The organism is Microcoleus sp. LAD1_D3, assembly GCF_036702135.1.
Taxonomy (GTDB): Bacteria; Cyanobacteriota; Cyanobacteriia; order Cyanobacteriales; family Microcoleaceae; genus Microcoleus.
The window spans coordinates 1-16,001 of the sequence record NZ_JAUBSB010000061.1 but is presented as its reverse complement, the minus strand read 5'-3'; the positions used below and the strand labels follow the sequence as shown (position 1 = coordinate 16,001).

At 46.0% G+C, this 16,001-nt stretch carries 13 protein-coding genes; 6 read left to right on the top strand and 7 right to left on the bottom strand.

Annotated elements, in window-relative coordinates; all coding sequences use genetic code 11:
* Nucleotides 1–58: 58 nt before the first annotated feature.
* A complete protein-coding gene (locus tag QUA74_RS24560) occupies nucleotides 59–442 on the bottom strand; it encodes a DUF4346 domain-containing protein (protein ID WP_333334336.1) in 384 nt (127 codons plus the stop codon).
* A 296-nt stretch (nucleotides 443–738) separates the two neighbouring features.
* On the opposite strand from QUA74_RS24560, the gene dcm reads away from it, so the two are divergent.
* Entirely contained in the window at nucleotides 739–1,701 is a 963-nt protein-coding gene (gene dcm / locus QUA74_RS24555) for a DNA (cytosine-5-)-methyltransferase (protein ID WP_333334334.1), read from the top strand.
* Nucleotides 1,702–1,758: 57 nt separating this feature from the next.
* On the opposite strand, the gene QUA74_RS24550 is transcribed toward dcm, so the two are convergent.
* From QUA74_RS24550 to QUA74_RS24530, 5 genes are all read right to left on the bottom strand, one after another.
* On the bottom strand, nucleotides 1,759–2,142 hold the full coding sequence (locus tag QUA74_RS24550; RefSeq protein WP_333334332.1) for a hypothetical protein: 384 nt from the start codon (nucleotides 2,140–2,142) through the stop codon (nucleotides 1,759–1,761).
* 432 nt (nucleotides 2,143–2,574) lie between these two features.
* Complete coding sequence (locus tag QUA74_RS24545; RefSeq protein WP_333334330.1) at nucleotides 2,575–2,985, bottom strand: hypothetical protein; 411 nt, start codon at nucleotides 2,983–2,985, stop codon at nucleotides 2,575–2,577.
* 235 nt (nucleotides 2,986–3,220) lie between these two features.
* Nucleotides 3,221–5,029 carry an aspartate kinase gene (locus QUA74_RS24540; RefSeq protein WP_333334329.1) on the bottom strand — a complete coding sequence of 603 codons (1,809 nt, stop codon included), beginning with the start codon at nucleotides 5,027–5,029 and terminating at the stop codon, nucleotides 3,221–3,223.
* Nucleotides 5,030–5,058: 29 nt separating this feature from the next.
* Nucleotides 5,059–5,190, bottom strand: coding sequence for a hypothetical protein (locus tag QUA74_RS24535; RefSeq protein WP_333334327.1), 132 nt, complete (start codon nucleotides 5,188–5,190; stop codon nucleotides 5,059–5,061).
* A 51-nt stretch (nucleotides 5,191–5,241) separates the two neighbouring features.
* Nucleotides 5,242–6,036 carry a Uma2 family endonuclease gene (locus QUA74_RS24530; RefSeq protein WP_333334325.1) on the bottom strand — a complete coding sequence of 265 codons (795 nt, stop codon included), beginning with the start codon at nucleotides 6,034–6,036 and terminating at the stop codon, nucleotides 5,242–5,244.
* Nucleotides 6,037–6,049: 13 nt separating this feature from the next.
* Here QUA74_RS24530 and QUA74_RS24525 point away from each other — a divergent pair, with 13 nt between their 5' ends.
* The 3 genes from QUA74_RS24525 (at nucleotide 6,050) to QUA74_RS24515 (ending at nucleotide 11,709) form a co-directional block, all read left to right on the top strand.
* A complete protein-coding gene (locus QUA74_RS24525; RefSeq protein ID WP_333334323.1) occupies nucleotides 6,050–6,745 on the top strand; it encodes an HAD family hydrolase in 696 nt (231 codons plus the stop codon).
* Nucleotides 6,746–7,148: 403 nt separating this feature from the next.
* Nucleotides 7,149–10,499 carry a PAS domain S-box protein gene (locus QUA74_RS24520; protein ID WP_333334321.1) on the top strand — a complete coding sequence of 1,117 codons (3,351 nt, stop codon included), beginning with the start codon at nucleotides 7,149–7,151 and terminating at the stop codon, nucleotides 10,497–10,499.
* Between the two features lie 97 nt (nucleotides 10,500–10,596).
* Nucleotides 10,597–11,709, top strand: a complete 1,113-nt coding sequence (locus QUA74_RS24515; RefSeq protein WP_333334319.1) for an IS630 family transposase — start codon at nucleotides 10,597–10,599, stop codon at nucleotides 11,707–11,709.
* Nucleotides 11,710–11,951: 242 nt separating this feature from the next.
* On the opposite strand, the gene QUA74_RS24510 is transcribed toward QUA74_RS24515, so the two are convergent.
* Entirely contained in the window at nucleotides 11,952–14,165 is a 2,214-nt protein-coding gene (locus QUA74_RS24510; protein ID WP_333334317.1) for an iron uptake porin, read from the bottom strand.
* Nucleotides 14,166–14,336: 171 nt separating this feature from the next.
* On the opposite strand from QUA74_RS24510, the gene QUA74_RS24505 reads away from it, so the two are divergent.
* Nucleotides 14,337–15,068 carry a sucrose-phosphate phosphatase gene (locus QUA74_RS24505; RefSeq protein ID WP_333334315.1) on the top strand — a complete coding sequence of 244 codons (732 nt, stop codon included), beginning with the start codon at nucleotides 14,337–14,339 and terminating at the stop codon, nucleotides 15,066–15,068.
* A gap of 411 nt (nucleotides 15,069–15,479) precedes the next feature.
* A complete protein-coding gene (locus QUA74_RS24500) occupies nucleotides 15,480–15,833 on the top strand; it encodes a DUF6464 family protein (RefSeq protein WP_333334313.1) in 354 nt (117 codons plus the stop codon).
* Nucleotides 15,834–16,001 lie beyond the last annotated feature (168 nt).

The window sequence follows — 16,001 nt, the reverse complement described above, 5'->3', positions numbered from 1 at the left end:
TCGGTGCTGCTTGCATCCGATCGGTTGCCGTTTTGCAAGAAAATATGGCAGGGCTGCACTAATCTTGAACGTATTCTCGATCGCTCAACAATGCAATTTCTGCCCGTACAAATTCCCGTCCCAGATAAGCCGCGTGATCTAACATTGTCACCGGGCTGGGGCGGGTTTCTTCTAGGATTTTGACACAAAGTTCTTTGGCGGTTCTGCCGGTAAAAAGTGTGACCTCTGTGCGTTCTACTTTGCCACGGGCGGGGATGGGTTTACCAGTTTCGGGATCGACGGCGAGGCCTCGATCGTCGATGATGTTGGTGAAATGTTTGGCACAAATTAAGCTGGTTTCGCGATCGAGATAGATGATGAAGTAGCCGCCTGGATCGAGGTCGAGGTGGCGTTTGGATAGGTTGTCATCGATTGCGGTGAGGTTTTCCAAGGTTTGACTCATGGTTGGTGAAAGAAAGTAAACAATAGCTGTAATTTTTGCTGCTATTTCTAGTTTAGTCGGCTGCGGGACAAGTTTGGGACATTATTCTCTGGGATATCTCTGGGGACAGGGCTGAGCCTAAGTCCGGCGCGGGGTTGTGCGACTTTTAATGAGAGGTATAAGATTGAGGGCTGTAGGAAGAGTTGTTGAAATTGATAGAATGAACCGCAGAGAGCGCAGAGAACGCAGAGTGAAATAAGAGAGAGAAATAAAATATGTTATCATTGGGATGAATAACATTTTGTATTAAATTATAGATGAAATTTATAGATTTGTTTTCAGGAATAGGAGGTTTTAGACAAGGTTTTGAAAGAGTTGGCTTTGAATGCGTTTTTTCCTGCGAAATTAACAGCAAATGCCGACAAGTTTACCAGGATAATTTCAGTGACGTTCCTTTTGCAGACATCAGTAACATCAATCCCGCCGATTTAGCAGACTTTGATGTTTTAGTCGCCGGCTTTCCTTGCCAACCTTTTAGCATCTGTGGCAAAAAGTTGGGTTTTGAAGATACTAGAGGCACGCTGTTTTTCGAGATTTGTAAAATTATCAAAGTAAAACAACCTCAAGTAATTGTCCTAGAAAATGTCAAGCACTTGATCCATCACGACAAGGGAAATACATTAAAAGTAATTATTGCCAGCCTAGAAGACTTGGGCTACAGCGTGAATTACAAAATGCTGAATGCTAAAGATTTTGGAATTCCTCAACATCGTGAAAGAATATTCATTATTGCAACTAAAGGTAAAGAATTTAATTTTTCTCGACTTAAAAGCAAGTTTCCTCCCCAACTCAGGGAATTTCTAGACGAGACAGGGGATTTTGAAATATTGAATAAATCAGAGTATACTCTAATTGAGTCTCCGAGAAAGCAAGATTCGGGACTTTTGTTTGTAGGTTACAGAAATAAAGGTACTTGGAAAACTGGCGTGAGGCCCAATACAGAACATTTATCGAGAGTTCACAGACAGCCTAATCGCATTTATTCGGTAGATGGAGTGCATCCGACTATTCCTTCGCAAGAAACCTCTGGCAGGTTTTTTATCTACATTCCTGAGCAAGATATGGTGAGAAAGTTGACGCTGAAGGAATGTTACCGTCTTATGGGTTTTCCTGAAGATTTTAAGAGTTATCCGAGTGCAGGGGAAAGTTACAAGCAAATTGGCAATTCGGTTTGTGTGCCGGTGGTGGAGGCGATCGCCAAAGAAATACTGGGCGGTTGAAACCGCGCAGTATTATCAAGGGTTTTTAACCCGGATTTGATCGGACAACTTGCTAAGCTATGTTTGCGAAGGTTGCCATACGATGCTCGATCGCTGTGCTAACAAATCGGCCAATCTTTCAGCTCTGTTTCGATCATCTTTCACCTGAGGTAAACCGACAATCAGAGCGTGGGATGCTGAATCAGGTACTGCATCTAAACCTAATTCACGAATTTGTCCTACTTGCAGACTAGCAACTCCGAAACAATTGTTGAACTTTGCTGCACATTGTTCGGGGGAACAAACACTGGCAATTGTCACCGATAAACCCAGTTCATTCGCTCGCAGTAAGTAAGCGGAAGATACAACTAAATTTGCTTCGTCAATCCATTGTCTCCGGAGTAAAGCTCTATAGACAATAGCACTGTCAGGTAAAGAATTGAAGTGATTTTTCGTACTCATAAGTCGTTAGTTATAACATACAGTAGATTCCCATTGAATGAAGTACATTCACCCCACCCGCCCTATCGGGCACCCTCCCCGAACTTCGGGGAGGGTTGGGGAGGGGTGTACTCTATTTAGATGCAAAGCGCTGTATTGAGGAACAAGCTCTCACTTCACTCTGCTTTAGAAACGAGCCAAAAAAAAGGAGCTCCTGGCTGGAACTCCGAGTAAGGGTTGGTTCATTGGTATTAATGCGAAAGTCGATTGTTAGTGGTGAGGCTTAAAAAAAAAGCCTGCCAAGTCTACGAATAATAGATATTATAGCACGTTTTCACACTTATAAGAGTGTTTTACAAGAAATATAGGAGCTACCTGGTATTTTACTTGCCACTGTAATGAATCATTAGATATTTATGACTACATCTGATTCCCTCCGAGAATATTTATCAGTCATACCTTATTAAACCACTCTAGCCAATGGGCTAAGGTTGCTGCTGAAGTAATATCTTCCGAGCCATACTCCTCACTCTTTTGATGATAAATGTAAGCTTTCTCATCAGCATTATGCGGGCAGAACAAGCGTATTCTCCGATCGGCATTTACATTTTGCCAAGCAAGTCTGATACTACCTATATCATCTGTACCAGTAGATGCTTTCGGAAAATTATCACCCAAAATATCATAGGTTTCTACAATCAATTTCATCGCTGTTCTGAAAGCATACTCAGTCGGTCTCAAAATCCCGTACTCATCCTCTTGTTCTAAATCTAAAAGTTCGAGCAGACGTTCGACAGTGATGCGGAAATTCGATAAACCGCTGTTGCTACTGCTATCAGTAGTTTGTTCCTTTGCTAGAGTCATAAGATTAAATTCATTAAGTCGCTCACTCTTTTTATGCTAACACATTTAGAACTTACGCATCGAGGACGAGAAACCGGGTTTCAGGGAAGAAAATACGCACATTCCAGCCAAAAGAAACCGGGTTTTTTGGAAAAACCCGGTTTCTTTGGTCGGACTGCGTAAGTCCTATGAACTTTTGAAGCTTGTAGTTGCGCTTGAGTCCCAGCAGGCGCTGAAGCGCAACTACAAACCTGTATTAGGCTGGAACTTGGATTCTTTCAGTGCCGGCAAGTTCAAAGGCTGCGTGAACTGCCTTCAAAGCGGTTACGGCTTGTTCCTCATCCACAACACAGCTAATTTTAATCTCGGAAGTTGCAATCATTTGAATGTTGATTTGCTGGCGGGAAAGCGCTTCAAACATCTTTGCCGCTACTCCCGGATGCGCTACCATCCCGGAACCGACAACGCTAACTTTGGCAATTTGTGTATCGACTGCTACTTCGCCCCATCCGAATTCTGGGGCTGCTTTTTCCAGGGCTTTTTTAGCAGCTTCGGCGTCAATTTGCGCGACGGTAAATGCAATGTCGCGAGTTAATATGCCGTCGATATTGTGGCAGCGCTGCGACTGAATAATCGTGTCTACGCTGATATTTTCCTCGGCTAAAAGTCCGAACAGTTTTGCTGCTACTCCGGGTCGATCGGGCAATTGGCGAATTGCTAGACGCGCTTGATTGAGATCCAACGCAACGGCGCGGACGGCGGGCGGTTTGTGGGATGATGAATGCAGCCCTATAGGGGAATTGGCGACATCAAATGCTTTGCAGAGTTCGGCAACGGCCCGATCGCAATCTTCGGCATCGATCGCACAACTAACTTTCACCTCGGAAGTGGAAATCATTTGAATGTTAATTCCCGCATCCGCTAAAGTCTTAAACATCTGCGCCGCTACCCTCGGACGACCGATCATTCCCGCACCCGCAATGCTAACTTTAGCTATTGGCCGTTCTTCAGCTTTCACTTCCGGTTCTCCCAATTCTGGGCGAGAATTCTTGCCGAGGGAGGGTACGATCGCATCTGCAACCGCGACAGCTTGATTCAGCGAATTTTTCGTCACGGTGAAGGCAATATCGTTAGTATTTCCTTCATGAATTGACTGGATAATTAAGTCTACATCGAGGTTTTGTTGGGCGATCGCACCAAACAACCGCGCTGCTACTCCGGGGCGATCGGGCAAACGCAGTAGCGACACCCCCGCCTGATCTAAGTCAAATTCCACCGCATCCACCGCTTTTGCGAGCTCCAAGCCCTCCAAAGGCCGGGGTTGCGGGGGTGGGGACACTACACGGGTACCGGGGGCGTCACTCCAGCTAGAAAGCACTACCAGCGGCACGCCGTAATTCTTGGCAATTTCTACCGCGCGCGGGTGGAGGACTTTTGCGCCCAAACTTGCCAATTCCAGCATTTCGTCGCAAGTGATTTCGTCCATCAATTGCGCGTCGGCAACCAAGCGCGGATCTGTAGTCAGAATTCCGGGCACGTCGGTATAAATTTCGCATCTGTCGGCCCGCAGCGCTGCCGCCAAGGCTACTGCGGTTGTGTCGGAACCGCCACGGCCCAAGGTGGTAATTTCCAATTCTCCCGCATCGGCGATACCTTGGAAACCCGCAACAACAACGACTTTACCGCTTTTTAACTGGCTTTCAAGCCGATTTGGGTCGATTCGCAAAATCCGGGCGCGGGTGTGGGCGGCTTCGGTGACAATGCCGACTTGGGCACCGGTGAGGGAAATTGCGGGCTGTCCCATTTCCTGCAATGCCATGCTCAAAAGTGCGATCGAGACTTGTTCCCCAGTGGAAAGCAACATATCCATTTCCCGCTTGTTGGGATTTGGGGAAATTTCCTTGGCGAGTTTAACTAAACCGTCGGTGGTTTTGCCCATCGCCGAAAGTACGACAACGAGAGAGTTGCCGAGCTGTGCTGTTTTTACAACTCGTCGGGCTACTTCCAAAATGCGATCGACTGTACCAACCGAGGTTCCGCCATATTTCTGAACAATTAGTGCCATAGATTCTACACAAAGCTACAAAATACTTATCAAATAATACAAGCAGCTTCTGGATTAGAAGTGGTGATTTTTAAAATTCCCATACGACAAACCGGAGACAAGAAAAAAATATCTGCGTAAACGATAAAAATATGTGGGTATGGGCGGGTTTTACCAGCCATTTAATTCTCTCACACCAATAATTTAATAAACCCGCCCTCTTGATTCGGATTTTAGCCTCCTTCTAGCTCTCGCAAACGCGCTTCTAAAGCTTGAATTCGCTGCTCGGCTTCTATTCGCCTTTCCCGTTCTTCTTCTGCTTCTGACTGCGCTTGTTCGACTGCCAATTCCGCTTGTTCTACCCGTTCATCAGCGGCCAGCAGCAAATTCCCCTCAGCATCCCACCAGCGCATCCAAGGCAGTTCTACGCCCTGATAAATTCCTTGCCAAATGCCTAATTCCAATCCCATTGGCTCGATTTGGTAATGTCCTCGCTGATTTTCTGACATTAACTCAAATCTATCTTCCACCAAATGATAGCATTCTATTTTGGCTTTTGTGACTTCATAAATTCCATAAAAAGCAGGTCTAATAATTCGCTCGTAAATCCAGAATTTGCCTTTTTTTGGAGTTTTATCTCTTTCTTCGCTGCCATCTCCAGAGACAAATTCTAGTATGATTAACGGCGGCATTAATTCTTTCCACATCACATAGGAACGCCGCATATTTCCGTCGAGAGTTGGCGGCACGTCGGGGACGTAAAACCAATCCGGTGCTTCAGCTCCTCTGGCTAGGGGTTCTGGGGGTTGCGGGACTCGCCAATAAATGCCGGAATCTTGACCGATACAATATTGTCCGTCGGGATGAAGTTGGTCTAAAATGGGTCGAACAGATGTTGTTAACAGGATGCTTTGAGGGTGTTCTTGAAAGTTTTTTACAAAAGTACCGTCGGAATCTGGTAATTGAGTGTGGTCTGGAAAATCTGTAAAATCTGTTACTAGAAGTTCGGGTTTTTCGGTGACACTCATGTTGACCTCTTGAATGCTAAAAAATTATAATTTACATTGGGAACGGATGATGAGTCAGTACAAGTTAATTATTTTCGACTTCGACGGTACTTTGGCAATTACTCACAAAGCTATTGTATTTTGCTTTACCAAAACTTTTGAAAGCTACAATATTGCCCCGCCTGCTGCTGATACTATTATAGGTACAATCGGCATCAATTTACCAAATAGTTTTAAAATCCTCCATCCGGCGATCGAGGAAAGCGCAATTCCTGAATGGGTTGAAACTTACCGCTCTTTTTATCGGACGGAAGGTGAAAAGCAGGTAGAGTTATTTACCGGGACAAAGCAAGTCTTGCAGTTGGCGCGCCAGTCGGGAATGAGCCTGGGAGTTTTTAGCAACAAACACGTTAGTTTTGTTGATTCGTTGCTGAAAACTTTGAAAGTTCACAGTTTTTTTGATTTAATTTTAGGTGATAATGGACAAATAATCCCGAAACCCAATCCGGCGGTTTTTCACTCGATTATTAAACCGCTGTTCCCGGAATTGGATAACAGTCAAGTTTTAATGGTTGGCGATACAGCGGTTGATTTGCTGTTTGCTAAAAATGCTGGAATAGATGTTTGTTGGGGGGCTTACGGATATGGCGATCGCGCTGAGTGTCTCGCCCTAGAACCGACTTTCGCGATCGACGATATTTCAGAACTTGCTGCGTTCGTTCAAAATTAATGTTGACTCTGTTTGTTTAAAATATTTTACACGTTTTAAATAAAAATAATTAAAAAAATATTTTACTAGAGCCGGACGCTCTATTTGTTTTGATTCAATCGAAAAAATAAATGCGCGAACCTGTAAGCCGCCCAAACTCTGCTAAGTAAACCATACCAGAGATAGAGTGATCGCCGCAACAGCTATTATAAATTAACAAGTAGGATTCCTTTGAAGGTAGAAGGCACAAGGCAAAAAGCCCAAGCAAAAAACGAGGGATGCCAGATTTTTTGTAGGTATAATTAGTTGCCCAATTTTTGCATAATAACCTTCTAAGTTCTGCCTTCGCCAAACAGGCAATTCTGTTAAACTTTAGGGTGTGCTGCCAGTCGGAATCGACAATAAACTCAATATATAGAAACTCATGCAGATCGATATAAGCATTCCTTCTGAAACACTATCGCCATCGCCGACTCGCACTGGCGGCAATGCACCGAATTTAATAGAAGAAGTATTTCGGCTGTACGATCGCGCCCTGGCAGCTACCAGCAACGGCATCGCGATCGCGGACGCTACCCGGCCGGACAAGCCAATAGTCTACTGCAACCCTGCTTTCGAGCGGATTACAGGCTACGATCGCAGCGAAATAATTGGGAAGAACTGCCGCTTCCTGCAAGGCCCGGATACCGATCGCGCTGCCGTCGATCAAATCCGCGTAGCCCTGAAAGAACAACACGACTGCAAAGTAGTTCTGAAAAACTACCGCAAAGACGGCACCCCATTCTGGAACGAACTCACCATCTCGCCCGTGCGCGACAGCAGCGGGCTCGTCACCCACTTCATCGGCGTCCAATCGGATATCACCGATCGCAAACAAGCAGAAGAAGCCCTCAAACAAACCGAGGCAAAATACCGCAGCATCTTTGAAAACGCCACAGAAGGCATATTTCAAACCGCCCCAGACGGGCGCTACCTCAGCGCCAACCCGGCACTCGCCCGAATGTACGGCTACGATTCCCCGTCAGAACTGATCGCAAAATGTTCGGCAAAAAACCTTTACGCCGATCGCACCCGCCGCGCTTCCTTCATGGCCGAAATTAGCAAAAATGGCTCCCTGAAAGAGTTTGAGTCCTGCGTCTGCCGCCGAGACGGCAGCACTACCTGGATCTCGGAAAACGTGCGCGAAGTCCGCGACGAAGATGGCGAACTCCTTTACTACGAAGGAACCGTCGCCGAAATCGCTGCCCGCAAACAAGCCGAAGCAGCCCTGCGAAATCAAGAATACTGGTTGAAAACCGCGATTAACGCCGTCCCCGACGCGATCAACCTCACAGACAGCGAGGGGCGCTGGCTGATTGCCAACGACTGCGCCCTGCAACTTTTGGGCTGGGAAACCGCAGACTACCAGGGCAAAACTACTGCCGAACTCGCTGCCGCCGCCGATCCGAGAGTCAGAGAAATCCTGCTAACTTGGCAGGAAACCGACGAAACAACCTGGCAAGCAGGCACTCTTACCTCCAGCCGCCAAATTGTCCCCTTGCCCACAGGCGGCAGCAATTTGTTTGAAGTGCGGAAAGTGCCACTGTTCAACCCCGACGGTTCGCGCAAAGGTTTGGCAGTCGCAGGGCGGGACATTACGCAGGAAGTGGCAGCGGATGCAGCTTTGCGAGACAGCGAACAGCGGTTTCGGGCAATTTTTGAACGCGCTGCGATCGGCATGGTAGTCGCTACCCTCGAAGGTGTTGCGATCGCCACTAATCCGGCATTTCAAGCTATGCTGGGGAGCTCGGAAGCTCAACTGCGAGGTGTCTGCCTCGACGACTGCGCGCACCCGGAAGACGCCCAAACTGCGCGCGAGTTGCGTCAACAGTTGGCTGCGGGCTCCCGCGAAGCATACCAAATCGAGAAGCGCTACCTCCGCCAAGACGGCAGCATCAGGTGGGGACGCCTCAGCGCCTCTGTCATCGACAGCAGTCAGGGAACGCCACAGTTTATTTTGCAAATGGTAGAGGATATTACCGATCGCAAACAAGCCGAGTCAGCTTTGTTCCAAAATGAGGCTAAGTGGCGATCGCTGATTCTCAACAGTTCCGACATCATTACTATTCTCGACGATAGCGGTAGCATTGTTTACGAAAGCCCTTCTGTAGAAAGAGTTTTGGGCTACGAACCCCTTGAAATTGATCGTCAAATTGCTCTGGATTCGATCCACCCTGACGACCTTGCCTCGGTGATTTCCGACGGCGAAAAACTGATCGCAAATCCAGGCGTTCCGATCGCCCTAGAAGGTCGGTTCCGCCGCGCTGACGGTTCTTGGTGTTTTCTCGAAGGTGTGGGCATCAACTTGCTAGCAGACCCCACTGTGAAAGGAATTGTGATCAACTCCCGCGACATGACCGCGCGCAGGCAAGCAGAGTACCGCCTCAGCAAAATCAACGAGTGCTTTTTGGGATTCACCACCGACGCGGCTAACAACATCCAGCGCCTGACATCCTTAGCCGGCGAGCTTTTGGGCGGAAGCTGCGCCATCTACAACCGCGTCGGTGACGGTGTGCTGCGCGCGATCGCGACTTGGCAAGCGCCGCCGGACTACCCGCTGGTCGATCGCGCCCAGGGCCACATCTGCACCGACGTATGCAGCAAAGGAAGCGATCGGGCTGTGGCCATTCCTGACTTGCAGAAGACGATCTACGCCCAAACCGATCCCGCTGTCATCCGCTACCAACTGCGAAGCTATCTGGGACAAGCAGTGCGGCGGGGCGACAATTACGTGGGTGCGGTGTGCGTTGTCTACACTGAGTCGATCGCGCCCACAGAAGCCGACTGCAAGCTGATCGGAATTATTGCCGGGGCGATCGGAGTTGAGGAAGAACGGGCCGCCGCCGCCGATCGCGATCGGCAAAAATCCCAAGAACTGCAAACAGCTTTGCACGAATTGCAGCAAACTCAAATGCAGTTAGTACAAACCGAAAAAATGTCTTCCCTCGGACAGGTGCTAGCAGGAATTGCCCACGAAATTAACAACCCTGTTGGCTTTGTCGCCGGCAACCTCTGCCACGTCCGAGGCTACGTTCTCGACTTGTTAGAAATCGTGCAAGTCTATCAAGAAGAGTACCCAAATCCCCCAGCAAAACTTCAGCAACAAGCCGAAGATATAGACTTAGAATTTCTAGCAGAAGACCTGCCAAAATTGCTCAATTCGATGCAGACCGGATGCGAGCGCATTGTAGAAATTATTCAAACTCTCCGAAATTTCTCGCGCGCGGACGAAGCGAAAATCAAGACGGCCGACATTCACGAAGGTTTAGAAAGTACCCTGTTAATGTTGAACACCCGGCTGAAAGCCAAACCCAACTGGCGGGGCATTAAAGTGATTAAACAATACGGAGAACTGCCGCAAATAAACTGTCACCCCGGGCAGTTAAATCAGGTATTTATGAATGTATTGGCAAATGCGATCGACGCCTTGGAAGAAAGCAGCAGCCAAGCAAAAAATATCGCTAATTCTCCCTTTCCTACTATTACGATTCAAACTGAAACGATTGATAACAAGAGCATTTGTATTCGGATTAAAGATAATGGTTTGGGCATTACCGAAGATCAGATCGTGCGTTTGTTTGACCCGTTTTTTACCACAAAACCCGTAGGAAAAGGCACAGGTTTAGGTTTATCAATTTCGCACCAAATTGTCGTTGAAAAACACAACGGCAAATTGCAGTGCCTCTCGGAACCCGGCAAAGGCACTGAATTTATCATCGAAATTCCAATTAAGTAGAAGGAATCAGGAAGGCACTACACGGATGAACATTAATAAGCTGTTGTGCCTTTAAATAGGGTATAATAAAAGTTTAGTTTAGTCAATTCCTACAAAAATGCCAGCCCAAAACCATCTCAATCCCAAACAAATAGAGAAACTACAGAAAGCTTTAAAAGAGGAAGAAAAGGCAAATGTCAGAGAAAGAATTATGATTTTGTTATTGCTAAATGACGGTAAAACTCAATCTAAAATTGCTGATTTTTTGGGTTGCTCAGTAAACAAAGTATCTTATTGGTGTATAAAGGGAGACCCAGACAATCTAGAAAGTCTAATAGATGAAAGGATGAAGGGAAATCACAAAAAAGCCACAGATAAATATATAGAGATATTATTAGAAACTATTGAAAAAGATCCTCAAGAATTAGGATATGATTTTGGACGATGGACAGCGCAGAGATTAGCAACATACTTAGAGGAATCCACAGGAATAAACTTAAGTGGAGGACAAGTTCGGAGGATATTAAAGAAAAAAAAGTATGTTTACATCTGGGCTAAGTATAGCCTAGAGTCCAAGAGAAATCCTGAAAAAAGAACAGCGTTTAAAATAAAGATAGCCGAATATTTAAAAATAGAAAAAGAATCGCCAGAACGTTTACAGGTATGGTTTTGGGACGAGAGTGGATTTAGTTTAAGAGTCACCAGAAGAAAGAACAGGTGTAAAAAAGGCAGCCGAAAAAAGGTCCGAGGAGACCGGAGAAAAGGCAGAGTTAATGTAATGGGAGGAGTGAGAAATTCCGATAAAAAAAGGTGGGTAGAATTCCTCAAAAAAGGCAATTCATATAATTTTTATCAAGTGCTAAAACTGTTTTATGAAGAGCTAATTAATGAATGGGTATCAGCAGGTAATCAAGCCTCAGAATTTGCGAAAAAAGGAGCCAAAATAGTGATTATCCTTGATAATGCTAGTTTTCACAAGAAAGAAGAGTACCTGAAAATAATTGAAACAGAAATGCCTAACCTTCATTTAGAATTCCTCCCCGAATACAGCCCCGACTATAACTTAATTGAATTAGTATGGCATTCGGCAAAAGAATATATTGCCAATCGACTTTTTACATCTATTGAAGAGCTAGAGTATTTATTGCACCGCCTCTTAAATGAAGGGCAATTAATAATTAAATGGGGTCGGAAAATCAAAAATAAGGGTAATGCTTGTATCACAGTTTAAATGTGCAACAGCTTACACGGATTAATTATTGAGTGTGTGTCAATTCATGTAATGTCCGTTTGATTCGGACTTGTATGATGTTAAATTGTGTAGGGCCGGGTTCGCCTATATTTTTGATAATTATCGACAAATTATATAAACCGGCCCCGCCCATACTTAGAAACCGGGTTTTTTACCTTGGGTGCGGGCTACAACGCGTCTTTTTGTCAAAAAACCCGGTTTCTCGGTTCCCATGCGTGGAATTAAAAACTAAACTGCGTCCGCAAATTGCCCACAAAAATTGTCGGGTTGTTATCGAAATTGTTGGCATTGCCGATCGCATAAAATGCCGGCACGATCGAAATATGGTCGGTGAGAGGCAAATAATAAGTTGCCTCAATTTCGTACTGAGTGCCGCCATTCCCTCCGCCAGAAATCAGAAATCTCCGACCGCCAGTAAAGTCAAAAGGTACTAAATATGACACCGTAAGCACAGCTCCTTCTTTGAACAAATCGGGAAATGCAAGTCCTAACTGATAAGATTGATTTTTGATCGTGCCGTCGGGTCGGTTAGTCTTGGGAAATATATTGGTTTCGGCGTAGCCGTAGCGGCCGAAAAGACCAAAGCCGCGAGTGACTAACCAATCGAAATTGAAACTATAAGTATTCGCAGTCGCATTCCCCAGCCGACCACCAAAACCGTCATCTGCCACACCGTTTAACGGCTTGCTGTTAGGAGATCCAATTAAGCCGCCGATTTGCTGGATGTTGGAACGGCTGTACAAAAAGCGCAAATTAGTCCGATCGCTCGGACTGAATGTTAATTCTGCCGTAGTCGTATTTGTCCCACCAAACAAGCCTTGAGATGGATTGGAAGCGGAATTAAACACCGAAGTGGGCAAAAATTCCGTACTCTCGCCCAAGTAGCCAAAACGCAGTTTCAATGCGCGGCCGATATCCCACAAAACCAAAGCACCGGCACCGCGTCGGGTAGCGCTTAACAAAGGGCTGTTGTTAGAATTAAAGCTGCTGGCACCGTCTACGAAAAAGTTAAAGTTATTGTTGTCAAAGTAGCGGTAAAAATTAATCCGCGGCCCGACTACTACTTGCAAGCTGTTGGTAAGCGGGAACCGATAGGAAAGTTCCCGCAGGATAACTTCATTGGGATTTCCTCCCGCAGTTTGATCGAGAAAAGGAGTGCCGAATGTATTGAAAAAACCCGTTGAAGTATACTGATTGGCTGGGGAATTGCCGTTACCTACAGCTAGCTGTGTAATCAATTCGTCTTTCCCTGTAAAGGAAGTAGTGAGAGTCAACCAAACTAACTGACTGAAAGTGATTTCTGGATCGTCCACTCTCTGCACAATTGGTCTGTTGGTGACAGGATCGCGTCCGGCTACTCGATCGAGCGGAGCAGCTTTTCCATTTGTTGCTTCAACTCGGACTCCCTCGCCCGCAAAAGCTCCAGTCAGGTTAAACCAAGCAAATCCGTTTAGTTTAGTAGTAGTTGAAAATTGGTTGGCTTCCAATTCGGCAGTGCGGGCTTCTAAAGCATCTACTCGACCGCGCAATGTAGCTAATTCTGCCGCAAATTCTTCTTGCAATCTTTGCAAAGCGAGTAAATCTTCTCGGCTGACTAAATTACCAGTAGAACCGCCAATTTGTTTGGTAATTTGATCCAAGCAAGCGTTTAATCCGGCGGCAAATTCGTAGCGAGTCATTGCTCGATTGCCTCGGAATGTGCCGTCTGGATATCCCGCAATGCAGCCGTATCTTTCTACTAGGGATTGCAAGGCTTGAAAAGCCCAATCTGTCGGCCGCACGTCGGAGAGTTGGGAAACAGAAGTGACTTGTGCTGCGTCTTCTTGTATGCTGAGGTCATCAGCGGTGCCCGTCTCGCTGCTGATGTCGGCAACTTTGCTGGCTTCAGCAACTTGTTGAGACTGAGGAGAGTTTGCAATTTCTAACTTCTGTGGGGGCAATCCGCGAATTGCCTCCGTTATTTCTGGGGCTGTTGCTGCGCGATCGACGGTTGCTATATCTTGTTTGGGTAAAGCACGATCGACTGTTGCTATATCTGTTTCGGGTAAAGCGCGATCAACTCTTGCTATATCTGTTGCGGGTAAAGCACGATTCACCCATGCTGCATCTGTGTCAGGTAAAGCACGATCGACTGTTGCTATCTCTGTTTCGGGTAAAGCGTGATTCACCCATGCTGCATCTGTGTCAGGTAAAGCGCGATCGACTGCTGAGTTAGTCTCTGCGGTGATCGCCGCTAACTTCGGTATCTCAATCTTAACTGCTGCCTGCGCTGCGTCTGGGTTAGCCTCCGGGACTGCACTCGCTTCTAGCGCAACTTCTGGAGTTGAGGTATTCTGAATTTGAGCTGTTGCGGAGATCGGCCCCAAAGGCACCGCCGCACCAGAAATCAAGAAAGACAGCCAAAAAGCTTTAACGGAGGTTGAATTATTCACCATACCACTCACACCACTTGTTGAAAATTAAATTTGGGCAATCTTAAACGATAAGCTTGCTTATAAATGTGTTTTGTTTAACAAATTCTGATAAATAGTTAAAATAATTTTAGGAAGCGCTCGATTCCCGATCGCTAATCACTGATGACTACGGACTCCTGACTAATTCCCAAAATGAAGTTTTTATTAGTTACAGATTTAGACAACACGCTAGTGGGAGATGACGAAGCAACTCAACTTTTAAACCAGCGCTTGCAATCAAAGCGATCGCAAATTTGTTTGGTTTACGCTACCGGGCGTTCTCATGCTTCCACTTGCGAATTAATTGCCCAAAAGCAACTGCTAGCACCGGACTATTTGATCGCAGGTGTAGGCAGCGAAATTTACCAAGACGGAACCCTCGATTTAGATTGGGCGGAGTATCTTTCTCAAGACTGGGATAAAATGGCGATCGCCTCTTTAGCTCAGCAGTTTTCCCAGCTTAAACCCCAATCCCTAAAAGAACAAAATCCTTGGAAAATCAGTTATTGTCTGGAACCAGCAGCAGAAAATAGTTCGACTCTCCAGACTTTGCAGCAAAAGTTAACTGAATCGAGACTACCAGCTCAAATCATTTTTAGCAGTAATCGCGATGTGGATATTTTACCGCAAACTAGCAATAAAGGCAATGCCCTTACTTATTTACAAAAGCGCCTACAAATTCCATCTGAGGCAACATTAGTTTGCGGTGATTCTGGTAATGATATCAATATGTTTGAACAAGATGTCCGGGGAGTAATCGTCGCTAATGCTTTATCAGAGCTCTTAGAATGGCATCGCGAATGTGGCAAGGAAAATCATTATTTAGCAGGTTCTGCTTGCGCTTGGGGAATCATGGAAGGAATGGCATATTTTTGGGAATTTTGATTGCCAAAAATTCGGTTTGGTTTGTACTGAGGACTTCAGTCCTCATACAAATCAGAGCACTGAATTCCTCAGTACAAACGCACCCGAAGCACCCCACGTCCTGCAAACCGTTAAAATCTGTTCACGAATCTCAACCGCGTATCGATCTAACCTGCGAGTTGCGATACTATCAGCCTGTACTGCTTTATCAAAGCTAATCGAACTTAACTTTAGTTAGCTCAAGCGAGTTGAAGTTTATTTCCTAGCCCTGTTGGTTAGTCGGCTATCCGCCGATCGCCAAAGGTTCTATAGTTAAGTTTAGCGCCTAAACCTAAATTACTCTCTCTATAAAAACTTATCTTTCTAGATGAACAAGATGTAGGTTGAGTCAACTATTTGCCCCTTTAGTTCAGTTCGCAAACGCACCGCCACATGGAACAAAATACTTTACCCGTAGAGGTGATTCTCTCTCACCCCCGCCAATATTTAGGTAGCATTCGGCTGGATTGGACGCCACAACCGGGGAACTATCTAGATTTAGAGGGACAAACCTACGCTGTTTTGGAACGCCACCACCGCTATCAACTCAAATCCGGCCGCTACCGACTGCAAAAAATTGCCCTGTACGTGCAGTCAGCCACACCGCCGACGGAAAGAACTTTTGTAAGCGGCATCTGGGTTATCGGAGATGCTAGCTGTCGCTTTAATGCTCGATCGGAAATTCTGCGCTGTGCTGTCAATCCCAATGGCCCGTGCGACGGCTGCGGCGATTACCAAAAGTGTTGATCGATCAAGTCAGTACACAATTCCACCTCGCCCAACCGAGAGTGCCGAGAATCTCGGCGTCTCCCTCATTTACAAAAAACTATCAAAACCCACTAGTACAGCATGGCGGAAATAAAGTACCTATTTTATGGGAGACTGGGGCTAAGTGAGATAAATTGCACTCAGAAC